We start from the raw sequence: 23,970 nt of genomic DNA on the forward strand, positions 1-23,970 counted from the left end.
ACAACGCCTCACCTCGACGTGTCCCAGACCCAGCGGAGAAGAACAAAGGCCGGTCAAAGCACCTCTTGACCGGCCCCGCTCCTTCAGGGATGACCTGCGGAAACGCAGGTCAGGGGCCACTGTCGTAGCTGGGGTTCGGTGTCCGGCGGTGTCCGGTCAGGACCGGCGAGCAACGGTCTTGTTTGCCCTATTCCTACCCTGGCTCTTCGGGGCTGGTCCGGCCTCGTCCGCGTCCGTCGCGACCATCAGCCGCTTCAGGGCTGTGCTGGTCCGGCCGTCGATGCACCCGGCGTAGACCTCCATGGCCATCTTTACCGAGTTGCCAGCCCACTCGGCTACCTGAGTGGCGGGGACGCCGGCGTGCAGTTGGAAGGCGATCCGCCACGCGGCGAAGGTCGTACGGTCGAGCGGCGTGGCGCTTCGCGAGCTGGTCCGCGGTCAGCACCTTCGCGCGGCCTTGGCACAGGTGCGGGTGACGGTGTTCGGGTGGACGGGCTTGCAATAGGCCGCTGGCAACGGGTGCCCGAATTGGCCCGCGCGGCTGACGAAGAGGTGGCCGTCAGGACCGGGGCCGAAGCGCTCTCCGTGGCTGCGCAGCGCCCGCACGAGAGCCGGTGGTGCGGGTACTCGTCTCGTGGTGTTCTCGGCCCGGTCCTTGTTCAGGTGCCGCGCCTCTGCCGGGCGCATGGCGGCGTCTGTCTACCGCCACCCGGCTCGCGGACCTCCTGGCACATGACGGCAACCATGGGTGGACCGCCTTCGGTCCGACCAACGTCCTAATCCACCGGGCGTCGGTCGCGGCCGAGTTCGGAGATCCGTCCAGCCCGCGCAGGAGTACTCGCGTGACCGATCGCACCCTCTACAGTGGAGTCCAAGAGGACTCCGAAGGCCGACGCTGTGATCGTCGCGCCTCTGACCTTCAATACGCTGAATGCGTGGGCGAATAGGAATGCCCACACCTACCCCCTGACAACCCTCTGTGCAGCGCTGGGATCGCGTACCCCCACGGTCGCTGTCCCGTTCGCAAAGCAATATCGGGAGTTCGGTGTGGTCAGGCAAGCGCCTTGGCCTTGAGGGATTCGTACTCGGCCTGCGTGATCGTTCCGGAATCGAGCAATTCTTTGGCGCTTGCAATCTCGTCGGCCGGGCTCTTGGAAGTGCGTGCAACCTCCTGGATGTACTTCTCCTGCGCGGCCTGCTGGTCCGCAAACGCCTTCTGCTGCCGATCGTTCATGCTCCGGCCACGGACAATGAGGTAGATCAGTGCCCCCAGCCACGGCACGAAGATGAGCAGGATCGCCCAGCCGGCCTTTGCCCACCCGCTGAGCGACCGGTCGGTGAACAGGTCCCACAGGCAACGGAACCACACCATCAGCGCGGCGATCCAGATGAAGAACCAGAAGCTCCACAGGAGGACTTCCCCGAAGTCATTCGTCATCGCGTCCACGGCCGTTCCCTCCCAGAGATGAGCGCACCCGGCGCCCGGTGAGCACCGCGTTCCCAACAGTTCGTCAAAGTCACCATGGCAACGACGCGTTGAAAACGCCAGATCCTGGCCCTTGCGAAGTCGGACTGTTAACCCGCCGGCCACTGGGCAGCTTTAGTTGCCGTCGACACGGACGCAGTACGGCGATATGACCCCGTCACTCGCTCGTACAACCGGAGCGGACCGCCCCCGTACACCTGTACCCAGACCCGTACCCAGGACGGACTTTGCAGACGGGTCGGGATCGGCGGGAGCATCAGACGGATTGAGCGATGCTCAGGCCTGACTCGTGCCACCCATGCGGCTCCGGAGGGTGGGCAGGCTGCTGACCTGCGCCTTTGTGTCGGCGGGAGGCGTTTCGGGGTGACTAATTCGGGGGTTGGTAGCCGGCGGCGTGGCCTCGTTCATCCGGTCGGCGCCCACCGCGTCGGGTGCTCGGGCCGTGCGGACCGTGCACCAGCAGGGCCATCCGGTGGTGGGGATCGACCCACATCGGGCTCGGCTCACGATGCCCAGCTCGCACTGCTGACCGAGATCCCGCGGCAACGCCTCCATGAACAGCAAGGCGTGCTCGACTTTGCCGGCGGTCCGTGGAGTGCGACTCCAGTCTTCGTCGGCAGCATTCACTCGCCTTCGTTGACAGACTGGTTGCCATCGGCGACTGATCGCTGCGGTTCATCGAATCGCCACCGCCGAACGCGGCGACAACGCAGCGACAACGCAGCGATCTGGATGCTCTCTTACAGTTGCGCTGACGGCGCAGGTTCCAGGAATGGACCATGGAGGGGCAGTATGTGGTGCCGAGTTCCCATCATTTCCCGCCGCGGCGCGATCTGCTTCGCACTCCTTGTTTCATCGGCCGTCAGCTTGCTCCTGGCTCACCCGGCCGCAGCCCAGACCACCGACTTCAGCGCCGAGATCAAGGGCACTCAGCAGCTGCCCTTCGGGTGTCCGGACGGTGCCCAATTGTGCGGCGACGCGATCATCGAGGAGTTCGGTGCGGCGCAGTACCGCTTCTTCATCGATCCAGCAAACGGGCGAGCCGTGCAGGGAGTACACGGCGACGGCCAGATTCACGCTCGCTGATGGCAGCACGCTTACCCTGGCTGAGGCCGGAGTGGGGTGCGGCGCCGGCAAGACCTTCTTCAAAGGCAAAGGCTACGGAAACCCACGCCGCGCTACCGGCAGCTGGGAAGTGCAAGACGCGACCGGTCAGTTCGCAGGGATGACCGGCGTTGGTGGCCTGACCCGCCACCTCGCAGGCGCGCACCTCAGCAGCACCTACAGCGGCACCCTCGAAGTCTGAGCGCATCGCGGTCTCACCAGCTGACGGCGGGTAGGTGGATCGCCTCAGGCGTCGTACCGGCTAGCGTTCGACCTCGACCAGGGCCAGCGTGATGTTGTCCGGGCCACCGCCGGCGATCGCCGCCTTCCACAACTCGAAGACTGCCCTGCCACCGCGGTGATCGCTCAGCAGCCGTCTGATCAGCTCGTCGTCGACAACGTCGCTCAAGCCGTCGGAGCAGACCAGATAGCGTTCCGCGTCGTTCAGCGGGCGGATGCTGACATGCGTGTCGATTTCCTCGTACGACGGATATCCGCCCAGCGTCTGCGTGACGATCGTCGTATGTGTCTGTCCGGCCTGCAACGGCGGACTGTCGTCGATACTCAGGCGCGAGAGTTCGAACCCGTTGCAGGCGTACACCCGGCTGTCACCCACGTTGAAGACAAACACCGAGTCCGCGGTCAGAACGACACCGGCTACGGTCGTTCCCATGGTGATGCAGCGCGGATCGCGGTCGGCCGCCTCGTAGACCCGCTTGTTGCATTCGTCGATCGCCGAACGCACGGACCGCTCGTCGGCCAGATGCGGCCCAACCCGTGCCAGTTGCTGGACAACCAAAGTGCTGGCCAGCGCTCCGGCCGGATGGGCGCCGAGCCCGTCGGCGACGGCGACCACCAGTGGCCGCCCGATCGGGAACATGAACGTCTCCGGGACCTGCGACATGGACGCGCAAAGAGTCCACGGGCCGACGACGAGACTGTCCTCGTTGTGGTCACGGAGCAACCCGTCGTGGCCGAGCGCGGAGACGGCGGCAAACCTCACCAGTGCTCCAGATACGGTCGATCTGGTCCTGCCTCGACCCTACCGCGACGGAGCCACATGGCCAGCGCGAAATCGGTCGCGGATCCGTCATTCGGGCTACTCATACTCCGGAGATCGCAGACTGGGTGCCGGGACCTTGCGGTACCGGTCTGGGGTGATTCCGCGTCCTCGTGCCCTGTTTGTGCCCTGGCGTCGTCTGGGAACGGCGTTTCGCCTGGTCAGAGCCTAGGTTGCGGTCTGGGCTGTAATCTGTCGGCGTATGCCTACGCAGGTTCGAACCCTGCACCCGCCACGAAGTCGATAGGCGACCTGTGTCCGCGGAAAGCGCGGAGCGGGTCGCCTTCGTCGTGTTGTGCGGCTGCGCTTCGCTTGCCGCGAGCGGGGGCTCCGCCACCCGCACCCCCTGGGCCTTCGCTTCGCTCGGCCGCTGTGGCCGGGGTCGGCTGTCACGGGACCTTCGCTTCGCTCGGCCGCTGGCTGGGGCTCGCTGTCGGGGGCCTTCGCTTCGCTCTGTTGCTTGGCCGCTTCGTCCTGTCCGTCGGTGCAGGTCGCTTCTGCGGGCCGAGGAGCGGCGTTGGACGTACATCCGTAGTAGGCCTCCAGTGACCGGTGAATGGCGCGAGCAACTGTCGAGCTTGCGACGCCATGGCCTGGTGAAGAGCGGCCGCGGGACTCCTGTGTCCGCTTCGAGCGGCCGGGTTCGATGCAGTTGTGGAGGCGATGTCGTGGGCGGACCAGCTGGTCAGCCCGGCGCCGGGGAGCTGCGGGAGGCGGAGGTCGTCACCGGTGTCGATGACCATGCGCGGCGCGCCTCTGTCTCAGATGAGTCAGGACGTCGGCTCAGCGCCGAGAGCGTCCAGTTGGTGCAGCCAGCTCACCTCGTCGTTCATCGCGTTGCTCAAATGGAGGAGCAGGGTCGGAATCTGGTCGAGGTTCCAGGCAAACGATGCGATCTGGTCGGTGACGTCGAACAGGCGCTCCGAGAGGCGATCTCTGGTGGCCTGGTACGTCGCGAGGGCGGCCTCTTCGGTAGCTTCTCCACTTGACGCTGTGACGATCGCTCGGGCGAGGAGCTCGGCGTCGCGGAGTGCGTCAGTGATGCCGTGGGACGTGATCGGGTCCTTGAAGTAGCCGGCATCGCCTACGAGCGCCCACCCGGGTCCGTGGGCGCGCCGGATGAAACCGGGTCTGGCTGCGAACACGTGCAGCTGCTGGGGTGGTCGTGCACCGGCAGCGCGGTGAGCCCCGCCCGGGGCCGCCTCGCCGAGGAGCCGGTCGTAGACGCGAGCTTTGCCTGTCCTGGACTCGGATCGGAATCGTCGCCGCGAGGTCGCGGCGAAAACGCACACCTGGCCACGGTTGGTGGGGAAGTAGCCCGCGGCGGTTCCCGATCGATAGAACAGCTCGTAGTCGTTGACACGCATCCCGTCCCAGTAGCCGTAGATGAACGCGGCAGCACCGGTGGCGGCCCGTTCGACCGTTGCGCCCGTCAGGCGAGCGATGCTGGAGCCCACACCGTCCGCACCGACGGTGATCCCGGCACCGGCGGTGAACGAGGCACCCGTGCTGTCTCGACCAACAACCCCCGTCACCCGTCCGGCGCGGTTCAGACGTAGCTCGGTGATGGTTACGCCGAAGCGGATCTCGGCGCCCGCGTCGCGGGCCGCGTCGACCAGGATGGGATCGAGGACGGTCCGGCGCGGGGCGTACAGGGCTTCGACACCGGCATGGGGCTTGATCGGCACCTGGATTCGTTCCTCGCCGTACTGGAACACGCAGCCCCGCACGGGTGGCGTGCCGGCGGCGATCTTGTCCAACAGCCCCAACCGGGCCAGTTGCAGGACGCCCCCGCGCAACAGGGCATGGGTGGAGAGGGTGTCGGCTCCGTAGCGGCCGCGGTCGACCACCAGCACCTCGAGGCCGGCACGGGCCAGGATCAAGGCCGTAGCGGCGCCCGCGGGACGCGCCCCGACGACGACGACGTCGTACGGGCGCCGGGTCACGTGCGTACCTCGATGCTCACCGGCACGCTGTTGGTGATGATGTCGTAGACAGCCGAGCGCAGCCGTGACTGCTCGACAACCTGACGGAGCTTGTCAGGATCGTCACCCTCGAGACGGAAGCTGACCCGGATCTCCTGGTAGCCGTTGCGGACGCCGTCCGACAGGCCCAGGATGCCGAGCAGGTTGATGTCGCCTTCGACGGTGGACTCGACCGAGGTCAGATTGACGCCGCGCACAGCTGCGATGTTGGCCAGCCCGGAGGTGAGGCAGGCGGCCAGGGCGTGTAGCAGGTACTCGACCGGGGTGGGTGCGTGGTCCGCCCCCACGAGCACCTCTGGGTGGTCGGCGTCGATGGTCGCGGTTTCCCTGTGGGTGAGCTCCTGTCCGGCGCCGTAGAACCCGTGGATGGTCGAGCGGTTGTGAGTCCCGTTGACCCAGCGGTTGGTCGCGCGGAACTGGAACTTTGCGAGGTCCGGGTCAGCTGCGACGGCGTCCAGGGTGGCGAACAGGGTGGCCGTGTCTACGCCGTTGTGCATAGGCGACTCGGTGGCGGTTGTGTTCATGTCGCGGATCTCCTTCTGTGTGATGTGTTTGTAAGGCCACCGTCGTCGTGCGGCGGGCCAGGCGCATCCGTGCCGGCTACGGATAGGCCACTGATTCCACGGATCAGGGGCGGACCGATGGTGATGCCCCGAACACTCAGCGGCGCACGTGTCTCTGAGCGCGAGGCCGAGGTGCTGGCGCACGTGGGTGAGGGAGGGTTGCCCGATTCGTGTGAACGACGCGCAATCAGGTGGTCATCGGCGTCGCGCCGATCGCAGTCATGATCGCCTCGCCTTCGGCCCGCGATTCGCCGCCGGCGAGGACGAGGGTGCGGGCGCATTGATAGCGGCACCCGGCGGCGTCGAGAGCGGCGGCGGCTGCCAGGAGCCCTTCACCGTCGTGCGCGTCAATGGCCTCGGCCCGGTCGACGATCGCCGACGCGATCGGATTGTGGGCGACGATGAACCTGGCCCGTTCGATGCGTTCGTGGCGGTCGGCCCGTTCGGCCAGCACCGCGACCTCGGCCCAGAGGGCGGTGTACCACTGCCGCCAGACGCCGTCGTGCCACTGCCAGTGATTGAACGACTCGGGTGCGTCCGTCAGCAGGGCCAGCGCGTCGTCGAGCTCACCCCGGTGCAGCGCCACCAGCCCGCCGAAGACGTGCATGTACGCCGGCGTTCCGGACACCGCCGGCACCGCCGCCCGCAGCATCTCGGTGAGGATGGCGAGCCACTCGCGGCGCGCCTCGTCGTCACCGCGGATGCCGTACACCATGGCCGCCGCCGCGGCGGCGAAGGCGAAGCCGGACATCGGCGGACGGCCGGCCTCGATCCATCCGCGCCGGAATTGGAAGGCGAGGTCGACCACCTCGTCGAACTCGCCGGCGTCGGCTGCCGTCGTGAGCAGCCAGGCGACGGCCAGGTGATCCGTCTCGCGGAAGAAGGGCAGCTCGCGCCGCTGCTGGGCGTAGTGGCGAGCGGCCTCGAGGTTCCCCGCGGCCACGTACACCACGCACGCCATGTGCAGCGCGTCGGTGTACTCCCACGCCATCTCGACCTCGTGGGCCCGGGGTGTGAGCAGCTCGAGGCGACGTCGGACAGTGGCGGCGGCGCCATCGTACTCGCCGCGCGCGAGCTGTAAGCCGGTCAGCGAGTCGAGGGTGGAGCTCTCCAGACGGGCGTCGCCCACTCGCCGGGCCAGCTCGACGGCGCGTTCGATGAGCTCGCTCGACTGCGGGTCGCGCTCGTCTTGAAAACCGACGACGTTGAGGATGGCCGCCTCGACGTAGGGATCACCGAACGCCAGCGTCCATGCCTCGTCCAACAGGGCCTGTCGTTCGCCGGGCGAGGCCAGCTCGGACATGACGCCCGGTGCGTGGAGGACGAGTTCGGCGGCGGTAGCGAGCTCGACGGCAGCACGCCGCTGGTCACCGGCCCGGCGAGCCTCGTCGGCGGCGGCTCGGTACAGCCGCACCGCCTCGTTGCCCGCCCCCCGGCCCCAGGCCACGGCCGCGCCGAGATGCAGATCCCGGGCCGCTTCGGCGGGATCGGCCGCCAGTGTCGCCGCCTCCTCGAAGCGCCGCTGCGCCTCGCTCGGCATCCCCCGGGCGAACGTGAGCTCGGCCAGCCGCCCGGCCAGCTCATGGGCGTCGGCCCGCCGCAGCGGTTGGCCGATCGCCCAGCCGAGCCCGGCCCGCAGGTCGTCGGCGACCTCGTCGAAGTCGGCACTGATGTCGCCCTCGGCCGCTTCCAGCCGGGCGGCGGTCGTCAGGCACCAGCGCACATGACTGCCTCCGACCTCGGTCCGCTCACCGACCTCGACCATCCGCTCCGCGCCGTACTGCCGGATCGTCTCCAACATCCGGTAGCGGGTTCCGCCGGGGGCCGGCACCACCACCAGCAGGTTGTGGTCGGCGAGGCGCGCCAGCGCCCCCGCCACCTCTCCGGGCATCAGCGGAGCTTGCCCGGCCACCGTGGCAGCCGCCGTGGAGGTGAACGCTGCCGCGAACACCGACACTCGGCGCAGCACCACCTGGTCCCTCTCGTCGAGCAGGCCGAAACTCCAGTCCAGGGCGGAGCGCACCGACCGGTGCCGGTCGTCCAGCCGGGGTCCGCCCGCCAGCAGGCCCAGCCGGTCGGCCAGACCCGCCTCCAGGCCGTCGAGCCCGAACGTGGTCAGCCGCGCAGCCGCCAGCTCGATCGCCAGGGCAATCCCGTCCAGCTCGGCGCAGATTGCCGCGAGTCGGCGGCGGTCGTCGGCGTACGGCGAGGACCAGCCGGCCATCGCGGCCCGCTCGACAAACAATGCCAGCGCGTCGCCCCGCCCACCGGCTTCGTCGAGGGACAGCCCCGGCACCGGGAAGACCGATTCGAACGGCACCTGCAACCGGACCCGGCTCGTCGCCAGCACCGTCACCTTCAGGCAGGCCGACAGCAGCCGCTCGATGAAGGTCGTCACCCCGTCCACGAGGTGCTCGCAGTTGTCCAGCACCACAAGCGCCTCGGCACCGGCCAGCTTGGCCACGACGGTGTCGGTCGGTGTCCGCCCGGGCTGTTCCCCGAACCCGAACGCACTCGCCACCGCGGCGCCGACCATCGTGGCGTCGGTGACCGGGACAAGGTCGACGTACCACGCGCAGTCCGGATAGCGGCCGCTGATGTCGCCCGCCACTGCCAGCGCGAGCCGTGTCTTTCCCACCCCAGCAGGGCCGACCGCCGTCACCATCCGGTGCCGGGCCAAAGCGTCTGCAACGGCAGTCCGTTCGTCGGTCCTTCCCACGAACGACGTCAACGGCGACGGCAGCGACGGGCTCGCCGCCCGGGTGGCAAGGCGATTGTCCGCTTCCGCGAGCGTGGCGGCCGCGCCGGCGAGGGCTCGGCGGTCGGACATGCCAAGCTTTCTCAGCAGCGACGAGACGTGGCTCTCCACGGTCCGGGTCGAGATGAACAGGCGGCTGGCGATCTCGGCGTTGCTGAGACGCTGACTTACCAGGGCGAGCACCTCGGCTTCACGCTCGGAGACGCCGGCGTTACTGAGGAACCCGGGCTGGGTCATGGCACCGGTCAGGATCCGTGGTCGATCCGTGGCGGATCCGTGGCCGGCATGGATGAGTCGGACCCTCGCCAGCACGGCAGTGACGGCATGCCGACACGATACTCCCGACCGGGCCGATGAAGGGGGACTGCACCCCAGCCAGGCCGTGGACTGGCGAGGCTTGGTCCAGGCACTCGGCTCGTCGCTCGCTTTTCGCCTGCCACGCTGGTCGTGTGGCACTTCGTCCTCCGCGAGCCGCTCGGAGAGCGTGAGGTCGACGGTCGGCACGCCGTCGAAGTCCACAGGGCAGCCAACTTCGATCGATGTCACAGGGAGCGCGGCTTCGGCGTCTCGTGGGCGACAAGAACCTGTGGATGTCACGGAGAAGATTGATGGATGTCGCGTTGTGGATTGTTGCCGGCCTGCTGGCGGTCGCCTACCTGTTCGGAGGCGGCGGCAAGGTGGTCATGCCGAAGGAGAAGATCTTCGCGTTCGGGCCGAGCGCCCACTGGGTCGAGGACTTCAGCGCCGGTGGAGTGAAGACGATCGGAGCCCTGGAGATACTCGCGGCGGTCGGGCTGATCCTGCCCGCCGTACTGGACATTGCGCCTGTGCTGGTCCCGGTCGCCGCGGTCGGTCTGGTGGTGCTCATGACGGGTGCTGCGATCACCCGGTTCCGCCGCCGCGAGTTCAAGTACGTCGCGGCCGACCTGGTCTACCTGGCCCTCGCCGCCTTCGTAGCCTGGGGCCGCTTCGGCCCCGAGTCCTTCACCGCCTGAGCACACAGAACAGCCCCTGACCCACAGCGGTCAGGGGCTGTTCGTTGGTCAGCGAGTGACAGCGGTCTCTTGCTCGACGCGGGAGAGTTTTTCCGGGTTTCGGATGACGTAGAGGCCGGTGATGAGGCCTTCGTCGATGCGGAGGGCCACTACGTCGTCGATCTCGCCGTCGATGCGGACGATGAGGCCGGGGTAGCCGTTGATCTGGACGGGCTCGACGGCCACGTCGGCGGGGAGGTTGGGGAGGCCGGCGGAGAGCAGGCGGGCGACCTTGTCGGCGCCGACGATCGGGCGTGGGACGGCCTGCTTCACGCCGCCGCCGTCACCCAGGAGTACGACGTCCGGCGCCAGCAGATCGAGGAGGCTCTGGAGGTCGCCGGTCTCGATCGCCCGCTGGAACGCTTGGAGGGCGTCGCGGGACTGCGCCTGCGTGACCGAGCCGCGCGGGCGGCGCGCCGCGACGTGCGAGCGGGCCCGGTGGGCGATCTGGCGTACGGCGTCCTGCGACTTGTCGACCGCCTCGGCGATCTCGTCGTACTCGAGGGCGAAAACCTCTCGCAGCACGAAGACGGCGCGCTCGGTCGGGGTGAGGGTCTCCAGGACCAGGAGCATCGCCATCGAGACGCTGTCGGCCAGCTCGACGTCCTCGGCCACGTCGGGAGCAGTCAGGAGAGGCTCGGGCAGCCACGGGCCGACGTACGACTCCTTGCGGCGGCCGAGTGTCCGCAGCCGGGTCAGCGCCTGGCGGGTGGTGATCCGGACCAGGTACGCGCGCTGGTTCCGCACGGTGTCCAGGTCGACGTCCACCCAGCGCAGCCAGGTCTCCTGCAGCACGTCCTCCGCGTCGGCGGCCGAGCCGAGCAGTTCGTAGGCGACCGTGAACAGCAGGTTGCGGTGGGTGACGAAGGCCTCCGTGGCGGAGTCCATCCGCTCGCTCATAAGTCCATCCTCTCTGTCACGCACGAGACGCCGGCCGGGGCCGGTTTGTGACATCGGGTTTCGGTGGCTCACGTCACAGTCACAGCGTGCACACCAGCGGCATCTCGTGGTCAAAACCAACAACCACGAGGACGACGCCCATGCGATTCAACATGATGGAGAACGCGTTCGCGATGAAGCTCGGCAAGCGGCTCGCGGGCCTCAGCGTGCTGCTCGAGCAGTCGACGCTGCCGAAGTCCACGCAGGAGCTGGTCAGCCTGCGGGCCAGCCAGATCAACGGCTGCGGGTTCTGCGCCGACATGCACACCAAGGACGCGGCGGCCGCGGGCGAGACCGCCGTACGGCTGAATCTGGTCGCCACCTGGCGCGAGTCCACGGTGTTCACCGACGCCGAGCGGGCGGCGCTGGCGCTGGCCGAGGAGGGCACCCGGATGGCGGACGCGGCGCCGGGCGTGTCCGACGAGACCTGGGACGAGGTCCGCAAGCACTACGACGACGACCAACTCGCGGCCCTAGTCACGCTGGTCGGCCTGATCAACGCGGCCAACCGGATGCAGGTCATCGTGAAGAACCCGGGCGGCTCGTACCAGGCCGGCATGTTCGACGCCCTGGTCACCAACTGACGGACCAAAACCCCGGCCCGCCGCGGAATACCGGCGGGCCGGGCTGTGGTTTGCTCTGATGACCGAGTAGGCCGAGAGGAGCAGGTGCGTTGAAACCGACCGAGTTCGTGAAGGTGAACACTCAGTTCTGGGGGGAACACCTCAAGAGTGTGAGTGACCACCTCCCGGCCAGCCACGGCGCCGAGCTGCCGGGCCAGCTGCTCTACCCGCGCATCATGCTGCTCACCGAGACGCCGGACTGGAACATCCTCGAGCTGGTCGGCGTGAGCCGCGAGTACCGCTCCCTGGAGGTACGGCGGCAGAAGGCGAACAGCGTCGAGGAGTATTTCGGCGTCGCCGACGGCACCCCGGTCCTCACCCTCCCCGGCGAGAACATCGTCAAGGACGCGACCGTCGCCACCGAGACCGGCCGCCGCGAGCTGGTGGACTGGTTCCCGGGCGTGGAGAAGATCCTCGGCACCGAGTACGTCGGCCCCGGCGACCAGCTGCTGAAGTTCGCGCCGGGCAACTATTCCACCTTCGACCGGGTCCTGTTCGTGCACTCGGCCGGTACGGCGACCCGCACCCACTGGACCTTCTTCGCGCTGGCGATCCACCGCTCCGAGCCGGCCGGCAAGTACCTGGACTTCCTGCGCAACTTCGCCGGCGCCGCCGCGCACCTCGACCCGGTCGGCACCGTGAGCGCGCCGAAGGGCGACGAGGGCCTGAAGAGCGAGGCGTTCACCAGCACCTACCTCGCGCACGGCCTGCCGAACGCGACCGCGGAGGAGTTCCTGGCCGAGCACGAGAACATCCTGCTTGCCGCCTTCGACGCGACCCGCCTGATCCCCCGGCCGTCGCTCGAGGGGCCGGACGGCGTCGTCACCCCGGACTTCATCCTGGAGCGCTCGGACGGGACGCACATCGTCGGCGACCTCGGCCTCCCGCTCCGCGAGCCCGGCAAGAAGCACCGCCGCTCGGCCACGGTCGGCGAGAGCGCGGCCCAGCTCGCGAAGTACGCCGACTACTTCAAGACCCCGGAGAACCGCACCTTCGTCCACACGAAGTACGGCGTCGAGGTCGACGAACCCCGCAAACTGCTGATCACCGGCACCCACCAGCCCGTCACCGCCGCCGAGCTCGCCGACGCGGCCGCCGAGATCATCGACTACGACACCATCCTGCGGTTGTACCTGGCCGCGAAGGCGTAGCTCAGCTCACGCCGGCGGTCCTAGCTCGATGCGCCGGCGGAGAGCGTCGTACTGACCGAGTTTCTCGAACGGGAACCGCTCGTCCCACCACGTCGCGCCGGCCCCGGCGAGTGGGGCGAGCAGGTCGCGAGCTCTGGCCGGGTCGACCGGGCTCGAGCCTCCGACCACCAGGTCGAACGGCTCGTCCCGTTCACGGTGCGAGCGGATGTAGGCGAGCATGTCGGCCACCACGGCCGGCTGCGGCGGCTCCTCCCACGCGCCGACGGTGAGGATGGCGCCGTCCCAGCGGGCGGCCCGCCGGGCCGGCGGCTTGTTCGGCCAGTGGCCGCCGATCCAGATCGGGACCCGCGGCTGCTGCACCGGCGTCGGCACCATCACGACGTCGTCGATCGTGACGTAGCGGCCCTGATAGGTGACCGGCTCCCCCGTCCACAGCCGGGTGATCGCCTCCAGCCCTTCGTCCAGCAGGGCCGCCAGCAGTCTGGGGTCGGTGGGTTCACCGAACCGCCCGTACTCGTGGGGGATCGGGTCGCCCAGACCGACGCCGAGGATGATCCGTCCGCCGGACAGCCGGTCGAGCGTGGCGATCTCGCGGGCGAGCTGCTGGGGCCGGCGGCGCGGCACCGGGGTGACGGCGGTGCCGAGCCGGATGCGGCTGGTCGTGAGGGCCGCGGCGGCGAGCAGGAGGTTGGTGGCGGCAAACTCGCCGATGAGGTCGCGGTTGTAGCCGATCAGCTGGTCCCAGACGAACGCCCCGTCCCAGCCGGCCTCCTCGGCCAGGCGTGCTGCCTCGGCGACCTTCCGCGGATCGGCGAAGTCCCCGAAGTTGGGGATGTTGATCGAGCACCGCACACCAGCAGTATGCGCCGACCGGATCAGGCCGGCAGGATGCAGACCGGCTTGGGCCAGGTGACCGGGGCGCCGTCGTCGATCAGGGTGCCGTCGTTGGCGTCGATGACGAAGGTGGCGATGGTGTCGGAGCGTTCGTTGGCTGCGTACAGACGGGTCCCGTCGTTGCTGAAGGCAAGGTGGCGGGGCCAGTTGCCGCCGGAGCCGATGGTCTGGACGAGGTCGACGGACAGGCCGTCGGCGGCGATGGCGAAGACCGCGACGGTGTTGTCGCCGCGGTTGGAGCCGTAGAGATTGCGGCCGTCGGCGGAGATCAGCAGCTCGGCCGGGAAGTTCTCCCCCGGTGAGTCGGCCGGCCGGGTCGATGCGGTCTGGACGATCTGCAGCTTGCCGTCCGTGTAGCTGCAGACAGTCAGCGTCGAGTCGAGCTCGTTGATCACGTACGCCGCCCCCGCGGTCGGATGGAACACGAGGTGCCGCGGACCCGCGCCCGGGTGGATGTGCAGCCGGTCGACCTCCTCCAGCCGCCCGTCCTCGGTCAGCGTGGAGGTGTAGACGGTGTCCGACCCGAGGTCGACGTCGAACGTGTAGGCCCCGGACGGGTCGAACGCGATCTGGTGCGCGTGCGGTCCCTCCTGGCGCTCCTTGTTCGGCCCGGTGCCCTCGCGCTGCAGCACCTGGGTGGCCTCGCCGAGCGATCCGTCCGCCGCGATCGGGTGGATCGCGACCGAGCCGGAGGTGTAGTTCGCCGACAGCAGGTACCCGCCGGACGGGTCGATGTCCAGGTGGCACGGGTGGTCGCCGCCGGTCGGTTGGTCGTTCACCAGCTCCAGCGCGCCGTCCGGCTGGATCGCGAACGCGCTGACCCGGCCGTCCTCGGTCTCGTTCGTGACGTAGAGGAACCGCCCGTCCTCGGACCTGACCAGGAAGGACGGATCGGCGGTCGTCGCCACCAGCCCGATCCCGTCCAGCGGGCCGAGCCCGATACCCTCGCCGCCGCCTGGCTGACTCGTGTAGCTCCCGACATAGATCCGCTCTGAGGTCATGGCCCCTACCCTGCCAGGTCGCGGTACCAGCGGCACCGCGGTGTCCAAAACCTCAGCGCAGCCTGAGGCCGTAGAGCGCCGACCCCCACCCGAGGTCCGGCATCAGCAGCTGCCACCCCTTCCGCCGGTACAGCCGAGGCGCCGGCCGATCATCGACGTACGTCGACAGCAGCCCCTTCTCGTGCGGCAGATCAGCCATCAGTACGTCGTGCAGCGCCGAGCCGACCCCTTGTCCCTGGGCCTCGACCGCGACCGCCAGCTCGACGAACTCGAAGTGCCCGCCCACCCACTCGTCAACGATCTCCGTCGGTGCCGTCTCCACCAGCCGGTCCGACCACCACTGCCCACGCTGCCCGGTGTACCCGTACGCGAACCCGACGATCCGGCCGTCCGCCTTCGCCGTGACCAGCTTGAAGCCGTCACGCGCGGCATGCGTCGGCAGCTGCTCGCTCGCAAACTGCTCGGCCCGCGCAGGCTCCTCGTCGTACCCGGGTGCTCCGAAGGCGGACAGGTAGACCGCGGCTAGCTCGGGCGCGGCCTGCAATGACTGCTCTGCGTCGAGTACCTCCATCCGCCTAGCCTAGGCGGATGGACACGGAGGCGCTCTTACGACGGATCGGGATCAGCCAGTACGACGGACCACCCACGCTGGATGGGTTGTCGCGGCTGCACCAGGCCTTCGTGGACACCGTTCCGTACGAAACAGTGCAGTACCAGTTCGGCGAGGGCGGACCGCTGGAGCCGGAGGACGCCGCGAAGCGGATCATCGCGCGTGAGGCGGGTGGCTATTGCTTTCAGCTGAACGGCACGTTTGCGTTGTTGCTGACCGAGCTCGGCTACCGGGTGGGGATGCACCGCGGTGGCGCGGAGACACCGAACCGGCCAGGTGACGTCGATGCGAGTCACATGGCGCTCACCGTCACCGGGCTGGCCGAGGACCCGGAGCGGACGTGGCTGGCCGACGTCGGGCTCGGTGCCGGGCTTGTGACACCGATGCCGCTCGAGGTCGGCAGCAGCGCCTACCAGGAGCCGTTCCCGCTGCGGTTGCGTGCCTCGGAGAAGGTCGACGGCTGGCGGCTGGATCACGACCCGCGCAGCGGCCTGATCGGGATGGACTTCGAGTCGGCCACGGTCGGGCTGGACGCGTTCGCTGCTCAGCACGCCAAGCTGTCGGCCGCGCCCGACTCCCCGTTCGTCCGGCTGGCTTCTGCGTTCCGCCGGAAACCGACCAGTGCCGTCGCGATGCGGTCGGTCGGCCTGACCGAGACGTTCGCCGACCGGGTGGACTCGACGATCATCGAGAGCCCGGCCGACTACTTCGCCGTACTGGCCGACGTGTTCTACCTGCCGCTGCCGCACTACGACGCGGGCCGCCGCGACCAGCTCTGGCGTCGGGTCTGGGCGCAGTACCAGGACTTCCTCGCCGCGCAGCAGCAGCCGCAGCAGTCAGGTGGCCAGGGCGAACAGGGTGCTGGGGAGGACTGAGAGAACGGCGGCGGTCGCGGCGCACAGCGAGATCATCGCGACGGCCGGCGACTCGATGTCGACCGAGAACGGGTCCTCGGCGGGCAGCCGGAACAGCTCGGCGACCCAGCGCAGGTAGACGGCCAGGCCGATCATCACGTTGATCGCCATCACGATCGCGAGCCAGCCGAGGTGCGCGTCGATGACGGCCTGGAACGCGGCGAACTTGGTGAACAACCCGGCCAGGCCCGGCGGCAGTCCGGCCAGCACGACCAGGAAGAAGATCAGCGCGACCGCAAGCCCCGGCTCGGAGCGCACCATGCCGCGGTAGTCGGACAACAGCCCGCCCGGCCGGTGCCGCTGGACCACGGCGACCGATCCGAAGGCGCCGAGCGTCACCACGACGTACGCCGCCAAGTACCCGACGACGGCCTGGGCGTCGCCGACTGCGAGCGGCGCAAGCAGGAAGCCGACCTGACCGATCGACGACCACGCCAGCAGCCGCACCGCCTCGACCTGGCGCAGCGCGGCCAGGTTGCCGACCGTCATCGTCACGGCGGCCAGTACGGCGACCACAGTCCGCAGATCCGATCCGTCCGGCGCGATCCCGGACGTCACCAGCACCAGCAGACCAGCGACACCGGCCGACTTCGACACAACTGCAAGAAACGCGGTCACCTCGACCGGCGCACCGACGTACGTGTCCGGAAGCCAGGCGTGGAACGGCACCGCGGCGATCTTGAACGCGAACCCGACGATCACGAACAGCCCGGCCGCGAACGCGACCCGCTGCAGGTCCGGGTCGAGCCCGTTCAGCCGGTTCGCGATCGTGGCCAGGTAGAGCGAGCCGGTCACGCCGTACAGGTAGGAGACGCCGAACAGCATCACCGCGGTCGACAGCACCGACACCAGGAACGCCTTCAGCGCGCCCTCGGACCCGCGCCGGTCCCGGCGCAGCGCGACCATCGCGAAGCTCGGCAGCGACACGACCTCGAGGCCGATCACGACGGTCGCGAGATCACGCGCCCCGGCGAGGACGGTGGCGCCGGAGAGCGCGCTGAGCAGCAGGAAGTGGTACTCCCCGATCGGGATGTCGGCCGCCAGCAGCCGGTACGTCGACAGCCCGACGACTCCGAGTCCGCCGATCAGCAGCACCGCCCACAACCCCGCGGTCATCGGCTCGAACACCAGGCTGCACTCGGCCGCGCCCTCGACCGCCGACCGGCAGAACGCCGGCTTGAAGTCGTCGCGCTGCGCCCACACGAAGACCAGCCCGAACAGGATGACCGCGCTGGTGAGCAGCGTGACGAGAGTGTGCCGCAACTGCGCCGACGCAGACCGCCAGAACCCGTCGATCAGCAGCACCGCAACCGCACCGATCGCCAGCGCCAGCGGTACGGCGACCGCCTGCCAGTCAGTCCAGGTCAGGATCATGGGGCCTCCCGTCCTGGACTGAGGAGCGGAGGGAGCGAAGCGACTGGAGTGACGAGGGAAGGACGGGAGTCAAAGCCCCATGGCCCCCGCGCCGGAGGCGCGGCATTCAACACAGTCACAGGCTGCTCCATTGGTGCAGGAGTAGACCGGGCCAGACGCCGAGCAGGACGGTCAGGACGATCAGCGGCGCCCAGGTGACCAGCTCGATCCGGCTCAGGTCGACCGCGAACGCGGTGGCCGGGTGCTCGGCGGGATCACCCTGGCAGAGGTTGCGGACCAACCGGAGGAAGTACGCCGCGGTCAGCACGGTCCCGAGCCCGGCGATCACCATGAACACCAGGTAGGTTGCCCGCGGCAACACGTCGGCCGGTTCGTAGGCGCCGAGCAGGACCAGCATCTCGCCCCAGAATCCGGCCAGCCCGGGCAGCCCGAGCGAGGCCAGGGAGGCGAACGTCAGCAGCGCACCGATCCGCGGCAGCCGGGCGTACAGCGCCCGCCCGATCGCCCGCAGGTCGCTGGTGTCGTGCCGGTCCTTGATCGCGCCGGCCAGGAAGAACAGCAAGCCGGTGATGATGCCGTGCGCGATGTTCGCGAACAGCGCCCCGCGCAGGCCGGCCGGCGACAGCGTCGCGATCCCCAGCCCGATGAAACCCATGTGGCCGACGCTCGAGTATGCGATCAGCCGCTTCACGTCGGTCTGCGCCAGGCACGCCAGCGATCCCGCGACGATCGCCACGGTCGAGAACCCGGCCAGGTACGGCGCGATCGTGACGGTCGCATCCGGTAGCACCGGGACCAGGATCCGGATCAGGCCGTACGTGCCGAGCTTCAGCAAGACCCCGGCGAGCAGGACCGATCCGACCGTCGGCGCCTTCGCGTGCGCGTCCGGCAGCCAGATGTGCAGCGGCCACAGCGGCACCTTCACGGCCAGGCCGACCGCGATCAGCACGGCCGCGGCCAGCGGGACGCCATGGCCGCCGAGCACCGGCGAGTTGGTCAGCCGGACGATGTCGAAGGTCCCGGCCTGCCGGTAGACGAGCAGGAAGCCGACCAGCATCAGCGCGGAGCCGAGCACGGTCATCAGCACGAACGTCGTCGCGGCCCGCTTGCGCCCGGCCCGGTCGTGCTCGTCACCCCAGATGTCGATGACAAGCCACATCGGGATCAGCACGATCTCGAAGCAGACGAAGAACAGCACCAGGTCCATCGCGGAGAAGGTGCCGATCACACCGGCCTCGATCACCAGCAGCAGCGCGACCAGCGACCGGGTCCGGCCGATCCGTGGCGTGATCCGCAACGAGTAGAGGCAGCACAGGAAGGTCAGCAGCGCGGTCAGCACGATCAGCGGCATCGAGATCGAGTCCACCCCGACGTGGAAACGTACCCCGAGCGACGGAATCCACGGCACGTTGGTGACCGCATGCAACGGTCTGCCGTCGTCGCCGAGCATCTCGTTCTGCAATGGCGTGTACGCGAACCACCCTTCGGTCCGCGGCCAGAGCAGCAGCGAGCCGACGAGCACGAGTCCGGAGATCACCGATCCGTAAAGCGCGGCCAACCGGTCGCCGAGCGTGGCCGGAACCGCCCACAACGCAAGGGCTGCGAGCAACGGCAGCGCCAGGATCCCCAGCAAGATCGCGTTCACGAGCCGATCACCCCGGCAAGCACAGCCAGCGCGACGACACCGACGACTGCGGCCGTCAGGTAGGTCTGCACGTTCCCGGTCTGCAGCAGCCGGAATCCTTGCGACGCCAGCGTCCCGGTGCGTCCGGTCGCTCGCACGTACGCCCCGATCACGTCCCGATCCCCAGCCACCGTCAGCCGCGCCAGCCAGCGCGCCGGTACGGCGAACAGCCGGTGGTACAACGGGTCGACGCCGAACTCACGCTCCAGTACCACGGGCCGCGGATCAGCACCCCGCGTCCACAGTGAGTACGCCGGAATCGCACCGATCACCACGAGTGCGGTCGTCACCAGCCCGACGACCCAGTTGAGGTGGACGCCGTCGACGTACCCGAGGACGACCGAGGCGACCGCGAGCAGCACGAGTGGCGCGAGCATGATCCAGGGCGCGTCGCGGAGCTTGGAGGTGTCGGGCTCCTCGAGGTCGGCCATCGAGTCGTCGTCCTCGAACGCGCCGAGCGCACCGGCGAGCGCGGGCGTCCGGAAGAACACCCACAGCCACAACCGCACGCAGTAGAACGCGGTCAGCGCCGAGGTCAGGCACACCGAGGCCAGCACGACCCACCCGACGGCCGAACCGTCCCGCGCGTGCTCCCAGGCCGCCTCGACCACCGCGTCCTTCGAGAAGAACCCGGCGGTCCCGGGTACGGCGGCCAGCGCGGCGAGTCCGACCGTCATCGTGGCGAACGTGACCGGCAGCGCCTTCCGCAACCGCCCCTTCCGCGTGTAACGACGCAGTACGACGAATGCCGCGCTGCCGACCTGGTGGAGCAGGACGCCGGCGCAGAGGAACAGCAGGCCTTTGAACGCGGCGTGCGTGACCAGGTGGAAAAGCGCTGCGTGCCGGCCGTCCGCCGTACCGAGGGAGAGTCCGGAGAACATGATCGCGAGCTGGCTCACGGTCGACCAGGCGAGGACCCGCTTCACCTCGACCGCGGCCATCGCGCACAACGCGGCGAACAGCATCGTCACGCAGGCGACGATCGCCAGCACGGTCATCGTGGTCTCGGAGGCCGAGAACAGGTCGTACAGCCGGGCGATCACGAAGACGCCGGCGGCAACCATCGTCGCGGCGTGGATCAGCGCGCTGACCGGGCTCGGGCCGGGCATCGCGTCCGGGAGCCAGGTCTGCAACGGGACCTGGGCCGACTTGCCGACCACGCCGACCAGGAGCAGCAGCGTCCCGGTCGTCAGCACACCCGGCGAGATCTGCGCCGGATCCAGCTCGGAGATCCGGAACGTGCCGGCACCGACGCCGAGGACGAAGATGCCGAACAGGAACCCGACGTCGCCGAGCCGGGTCATCAGGAACGCCTTGACCGCGCCGGAGCGGGCGTCGCGGCGCTCCCAGTAGTGACCGATCAGCAGGTACGAGCAGGCGCCCATCACCTCCCACCCGATCAGCAGCAGGAACAGGCTGTCGGCGACGACAACCGTCACCATCGCCGCGGTGAACAGGGTGACGAGAGCGTGGTACGACGCCGGGCGCTCGTGCAGGTAGCCGAGCGAGTACACCTGGACGCAGGACGCGATCACTCCGACGACTGCGAGCAGCAGCACCGTCAGGTCGTCGGTGCGTACGGCGAAGCCGATGGTCAGATCGCCGACCGACGAGTTCAGGAAGCTGGTCTGGTCGGGGGCGGCGCCGTACAGCAGGGCGGCCATCAGAACGACGAGCAGCGAGAATCCGACGCCGACCACGCGCCAAACGGTCGCGATCATGAGGTCGCGCCCTTCTCCTGCTCGACCAGGTCCTCCTGCTCGGTGCGGTCGTCCTGCTCGGCCAGGCCGTCTTGCTCGACCAGGTCGCGGGCGGCGTCGGCGTCGACGTGGCCGTGACCGCGGAACAGCAGCAGCACGATCGCCAGGCCGAGCCCGATCTCGGCCGCGGCCAGCGTGATCACGAAGACCGCCAGCGTCTGGCCGGTCGCGAGACCGTCGAGCCGCCACGCGTCGAAGGCGACCAGGTTGAGGTTCACCGCGTTCAGCATCAGCTCGAACGACATCAGCAGGGTGATCGCGTTCCGTCGGGCGAGGACGCCGTACACACCGATGCAGAACAGCAGGACCGCCAGCAGCAGCGGGAGAACCAACGGCACGTCAGTCCTCCTTCTTGCGCTGGGACAGGGCGATCGCGCCGATCAACGCGGCCAGCAGCAGGACCGACAGCACCTCGAACGGAAGCACCCAGGTCTTGAACACCGCCGTACCGACGGCCTCCGCGGAGCCGTCCGGCACCGGGTCGATCTTCTCGTTGCCAAAGGCAATCACCACGCCGGTGCCGAGGAGCAGCGCCAGCACGCCGGCGACGACCGCGGCGAACGGGCTGCGGCCGGTGGTCAGGCCGGGCAGCGGGTTCGTCGGCGCCTTCGTGAGCATCAGCGCGAACAGGACGAGTACGACGATCGCGCCGACGTACACCAGGATCTGCACCAGCGCGACGAACTCGGCGTGCAGCGCTCCGAAGCAGCCGGCGACCGCGCCGAGGGCAACGACCAGCCAGAGCGCGGCGTGCACGATCCGGCGGGAGGTGACGACGAAGACGGAGGCGATGAGCGCGACTGCTCCGGCAACACAGAAGAGAGCTGTCGTCACGCCTCACCCTCCGGGGCGGGCGTGACGGTCGGGCCGGGATCGATCGGCTGCGGCGCCGGGACGGTCCACATCCAGTCGCGGAGCCGGTCCTTCTCGTGCGTGAGGTTCCGGATGTCGGTCTCGGCGTACTCGAACTCGGGCGACCAGAACAGCGCGTCGAACGGGCAGGCCTCGATGCAGATCCCGCAGTACATGCACAGGCTGAAGTCGATCGCGAACCGGTCCAGCACGTTCCGGCTGCGCTCGCGCGCCTGCTCACCGACCGACGGCGCGGTCTCGGTGTGCGAGTCGATGTAGATGCACCAACTCGGGCACTCCCGGGCGCACAGCATGCAGGAGGTGCAGTTCTCCTCCAGCAGCGCGATCACACCCCGGGTCCGCGGCGGCAGCTCCGGCTGCACATCCGGGTACTGCTCGGTGACGGAACGGCGGGCCAGTGTCTTGGCAGTGACCTTCAGCCCTTCGATCAACCCCTTGCCAGGTACACCCACGCCTCCTCCTCCCGTCAGTAGGACCCTGTTAGCAGGACACTAGTCGGTTCCGGCCCGATCCGGTGCGACCCGCGTCAGAGTTCGCGCTCGAGACGGGCGGCGACCTGGCGGTAGCGGCTCACCGGTATCAGGTGAACGCCGCTGAAGGCACCGGAGTCACGGATCTTCAGGATCAGCCCGCAGGCATGGTCGACGCCGGCGTCCGGGTCCCGCTCGACCGCCTCGATCAGGGCGTCCGGGATGCTGAGCTGCGGCAGCGCCGCCAGGTTGTGGGCCATCTTGGCGCTCGCGAGCACCATGACCCCGGCGTACACGGGCATGTTCAGGTCGACGCTGTCCCGCCAGCGCAGCAGCTCGTCCAGGTCGTAGCTGACCTGCACGTAGAGGAAGTCCGCCTCCGCCTTCCACCGCGGCACCGGCCGCAGCCGCGTCGCCGCGCCGACCTGGAACGGGTTGCAGCCCGGGTACGACGTGCCCCGCGCCTGCTCGATCATCGTCCGGACGGTCAGCTGGCTGGTCCGGGCCCCCTCGGCCGGGTCGTCCCCGTGCACGAACAGGAACTGCTCCACGCCGTACGCCGCCGCCGTCAGCAGATCGCGCCGGAACCCGAGCAGGTTCCGGTCCCGCGAGTTGAGGCACGCAATCCCCCGCGACCCCATCGCCTGCACCTCGTTGGCCACCGCGACACTCGACACGGTCGCCCGCCCGATGTGGTTGTCCGGAATCAGAAACGCATCCGCGATCGGACTCATCACCCCGATCTGATGCCGCACCTTCTTCAGATCCGGCCGCGTCGGCGGCTCCACCTCACAAACCAACTCAAACACCACCCGACCCTACTCAACCCCTTCCCCACACGCCGGGGTGTCTCACCCACGCGTGCCGGGTGCCTCCCCCACGCGCGCCCTCGACTACTCGGTGGTCGGCGGCGTCCCGTAGGAGCAGGAGGTCCTCGCTCCACCGGCCCGGAACTACAACTGCAGGCCCCACAAGAACGGCTCCGAACCGTGGCCTTGGACAGGAACTGGTGGGCGAGAACCGGCTATTTCCTGTTCAAGCCGACCAGTAGGCGCGCGAGGCCCCCGCACGGAACATCGCCGGGCCGGCGGGTTCCCACAAACCGTCCGCCCGCCTACGGTCAGACGATGGGTAGGTACTGGCCGCTGATCGGCGCCGGCATCGGCGCCCTGGTGCTGGTCGTCGCCAACGTCGCCTTCGCCTGGTTCGCCACCGCACCGAGCCACTACGAGTGGACCGATCCAGCCGTCTTCATGAGCCCCTTCGCAGCCATCATCGGCGCCTACCTCGGCGCCATCATCGCCCACCTCGCCCGCCGCCGCTCCAACCAACACAAGAACGACTGAGCCAGAGGGCACCCGCAGACCCACGACCCGACCCGATCAGGTGCTCCTTCGTGAACGGGTGTGCCACCAACCACTGGACAGTCAGCCGCAGTTCCTACAGCTCGGTGAGGCGGGCTCGGAGGAAGGTTTGTTCGGCTTGGTTTGTGGTTAGGGAGAGGGCGGCTTCGTAGGCGGTGCGGGCCTCGGCTGGGCGGTTGAGGCGGGCGAGGAGGTCGGCTCGGATGGCGTGGAACAGGTAGTAGGCGCCTAGGAGGGCGCTGAATTATCGGCGCGTTCTGCCGCGGGTGTGATCGCTGGGCTGGGACTATCTCTTGGTGCAGGGTGTGGAGCGGGATGACCGG

The 23,970-nt window shown here is 68.9% G+C and carries 21 protein-coding genes and 1 pseudogene; 5 read left to right on the forward strand and 17 right to left on the reverse strand.

Going from position 1 to position 23,970, the window contains the following annotated elements; translation table 11 throughout:
- Positions 1-1,051 precede the first annotated feature (1,051 nt).
- The 6 genes from AB0H36_RS45205 to AB0H36_RS45230 all read right to left on the reverse strand — a co-directional run bounded on the left by AB0H36_RS45205 (position 1,052) and on the right by AB0H36_RS45230 (position 9,193).
- A complete protein-coding gene (locus AB0H36_RS45205) occupies positions 1,052-1,438 on the reverse strand; it encodes an SHOCT domain-containing protein (RefSeq protein WP_360537904.1) in 387 nt (128 codons plus the stop codon).
- A 900-nt stretch (positions 1,439-2,338) separates the two neighbouring features.
- On the reverse strand, positions 2,339-2,635 hold the full coding sequence (locus AB0H36_RS45210; protein ID WP_360537866.1) for a hypothetical protein: 297 nt from the start codon (positions 2,633-2,635) through the stop codon (positions 2,339-2,341).
- Between the two features lie 217 nt (positions 2,636-2,852).
- Positions 2,853-3,593 (reverse strand): protein phosphatase 2C domain-containing protein, encoded by a 741-nt coding sequence (locus AB0H36_RS45215; protein WP_360537868.1) that lies wholly within the window; start codon positions 3,591-3,593, stop codon positions 2,853-2,855.
- An 827-nt stretch (positions 3,594-4,420) separates the two neighbouring features.
- Positions 4,421-5,596 carry an NAD(P)/FAD-dependent oxidoreductase gene (locus AB0H36_RS45220; protein WP_360537870.1) on the reverse strand — a complete coding sequence of 392 codons (1,176 nt, stop codon included), beginning with the start codon at positions 5,594-5,596 and terminating at the stop codon, positions 4,421-4,423.
- The gene (locus AB0H36_RS45225; RefSeq protein WP_360537872.1) at positions 5,593-6,159 is read right to left on the reverse strand and encodes an OsmC family protein; all 567 of its coding nucleotides are present in this window, start codon (positions 6,157-6,159) and stop codon (positions 5,593-5,595) included. The genes AB0H36_RS45220 and AB0H36_RS45225 overlap by 4 nt, the downstream gene beginning before the upstream one ends.
- Before the next feature lie 226 nt (positions 6,160-6,385).
- On the reverse strand, positions 6,386-9,193 hold the full coding sequence (locus AB0H36_RS45230) for a LuxR C-terminal-related transcriptional regulator (protein ID WP_360537874.1): 2,808 nt from the start codon (positions 9,191-9,193) through the stop codon (positions 6,386-6,388).
- Between the two features lie 371 nt (positions 9,194-9,564).
- Between AB0H36_RS45230 and AB0H36_RS45235 the strand changes: the two genes are divergently transcribed.
- Complete coding sequence (locus AB0H36_RS45235) at positions 9,565-9,951, forward strand: DoxX family protein (protein ID WP_360537876.1); 387 nt, start codon at positions 9,565-9,567, stop codon at positions 9,949-9,951.
- Positions 9,952-9,999: 48 nt separating this feature from the next.
- Here the strand turns inward: AB0H36_RS45235 and AB0H36_RS45240 are convergent, their stop codons facing one another.
- Positions 10,000-10,890 (reverse strand): RNA polymerase sigma-70 factor, encoded by an 891-nt coding sequence (locus tag AB0H36_RS45240; protein ID WP_360537878.1) that lies wholly within the window; start codon positions 10,888-10,890, stop codon positions 10,000-10,002.
- Positions 10,891-11,063: 173 nt separating this feature from the next.
- Here AB0H36_RS45240 and AB0H36_RS45245 point away from each other — a divergent pair, with 173 nt between their 5' ends.
- Entirely contained in the window at positions 11,064-11,513 is a 450-nt protein-coding gene (locus AB0H36_RS45245; RefSeq protein WP_360537906.1) for a carboxymuconolactone decarboxylase family protein, read from the forward strand.
- An 89-nt stretch (positions 11,514-11,602) separates the two neighbouring features.
- Positions 11,603-12,703 (forward strand): hypothetical protein, encoded by a 1,101-nt coding sequence (locus tag AB0H36_RS45250; RefSeq protein ID WP_360537880.1) that lies wholly within the window; start codon positions 11,603-11,605, stop codon positions 12,701-12,703.
- A gap of 6 nt (positions 12,704-12,709) precedes the next feature.
- Here the strand turns inward: AB0H36_RS45250 and AB0H36_RS45255 are convergent, their stop codons facing one another.
- From AB0H36_RS45255 to AB0H36_RS45265, 3 genes are read right to left on the reverse strand one after another with little or no spacing between them, the layout of a single operon-like run.
- Positions 12,710-13,555: an LLM class flavin-dependent oxidoreductase gene (locus tag AB0H36_RS45255; protein WP_360537882.1), complete on the reverse strand. Its 846-nt coding sequence runs from the start codon at positions 13,553-13,555 to the stop codon at positions 12,710-12,712.
- Between the two features lie 23 nt (positions 13,556-13,578).
- Complete coding sequence (locus AB0H36_RS45260) at positions 13,579-14,598, reverse strand: lactonase family protein (RefSeq protein ID WP_360537884.1); 1,020 nt, start codon at positions 14,596-14,598, stop codon at positions 13,579-13,581.
- Positions 14,599-14,650: 52 nt separating this feature from the next.
- Positions 14,651-15,169 carry a GNAT family N-acetyltransferase gene (locus AB0H36_RS45265; protein WP_360537886.1) on the reverse strand — a complete coding sequence of 173 codons (519 nt, stop codon included), beginning with the start codon at positions 15,167-15,169 and terminating at the stop codon, positions 14,651-14,653.
- Between the two features lie 17 nt (positions 15,170-15,186).
- Between AB0H36_RS45265 and AB0H36_RS45270 the strand changes: the two genes are divergently transcribed.
- Positions 15,187-16,083, forward strand: a complete 897-nt coding sequence (locus AB0H36_RS45270) for an arylamine N-acetyltransferase (protein WP_360537888.1) — start codon at positions 15,187-15,189, stop codon at positions 16,081-16,083.
- On the opposite strand, the gene AB0H36_RS45275 is transcribed toward AB0H36_RS45270, so the two are convergent.
- The 7 genes and pseudogenes from AB0H36_RS45275 to AB0H36_RS45305 all read right to left on the reverse strand — a co-directional run bounded on the left by AB0H36_RS45275 (position 16,045) and on the right by AB0H36_RS45305 (position 23,092).
- A complete protein-coding gene (locus tag AB0H36_RS45275) occupies positions 16,045-17,496 on the reverse strand; it encodes an NADH-quinone oxidoreductase subunit N (RefSeq protein WP_360537890.1) in 1,452 nt (483 codons plus the stop codon). The two genes, AB0H36_RS45270 and AB0H36_RS45275, sit on opposite strands and share 39 nt — an antisense overlap.
- Before the next feature lie 115 nt (positions 17,497-17,611).
- Positions 17,612-19,141, reverse strand: a complete 1,530-nt coding sequence (locus tag AB0H36_RS45280) for an NADH-quinone oxidoreductase subunit M (RefSeq protein ID WP_360537892.1) — start codon at positions 19,139-19,141, stop codon at positions 17,612-17,614.
- Positions 19,138-20,901, reverse strand: a complete 1,764-nt coding sequence (locus tag AB0H36_RS45285) for an NADH-quinone oxidoreductase subunit L (protein ID WP_360537894.1) — start codon at positions 20,899-20,901, stop codon at positions 19,138-19,140. The genes AB0H36_RS45280 and AB0H36_RS45285 overlap by 4 nt, the downstream gene beginning before the upstream one ends.
- The gene (gene nuoK, locus AB0H36_RS45290; protein ID WP_360537896.1) at positions 20,898-21,278 is read right to left on the reverse strand and encodes an NADH-quinone oxidoreductase subunit NuoK; all 381 of its coding nucleotides are present in this window, start codon (positions 21,276-21,278) and stop codon (positions 20,898-20,900) included. Before nuoK ends, AB0H36_RS45285 begins: the two co-directional genes overlap by 4 nt.
- A 1-nt stretch (position 21,279) precedes the next feature.
- Complete coding sequence (locus AB0H36_RS45295) at positions 21,280-21,774, reverse strand: NADH-quinone oxidoreductase subunit J (protein ID WP_360537898.1); 495 nt, start codon at positions 21,772-21,774, stop codon at positions 21,280-21,282.
- A gap of 134 nt (positions 21,775-21,908) precedes the next feature.
- Positions 21,909-22,142, reverse strand: a pseudogene (locus AB0H36_RS45300) (4Fe-4S binding protein); the annotation flags it as partial.
- A gap of 197 nt (positions 22,143-22,339) precedes the next feature.
- A complete protein-coding gene (locus AB0H36_RS45305) occupies positions 22,340-23,092 on the reverse strand; it encodes a methylenetetrahydrofolate reductase (RefSeq protein WP_360537900.1) in 753 nt (250 codons plus the stop codon).
- A gap of 318 nt (positions 23,093-23,410) precedes the next feature.
- Between AB0H36_RS45305 and AB0H36_RS45310 the strand changes: the two genes are divergently transcribed.
- Positions 23,411-23,629 carry a hypothetical protein gene (locus AB0H36_RS45310; RefSeq protein WP_360537902.1) on the forward strand — a complete coding sequence of 73 codons (219 nt, stop codon included), beginning with the start codon at positions 23,411-23,413 and terminating at the stop codon, positions 23,627-23,629.
- The last annotated feature ends 341 nt before the right edge of the window (positions 23,630-23,970 follow it).

The sequence above is a fragment of the Kribbella sp. NPDC050820 genome (assembly GCF_040653975.1).
Classification (GTDB): domain Bacteria; phylum Actinomycetota; class Actinomycetes; order Propionibacteriales; family Kribbellaceae; genus Kribbella.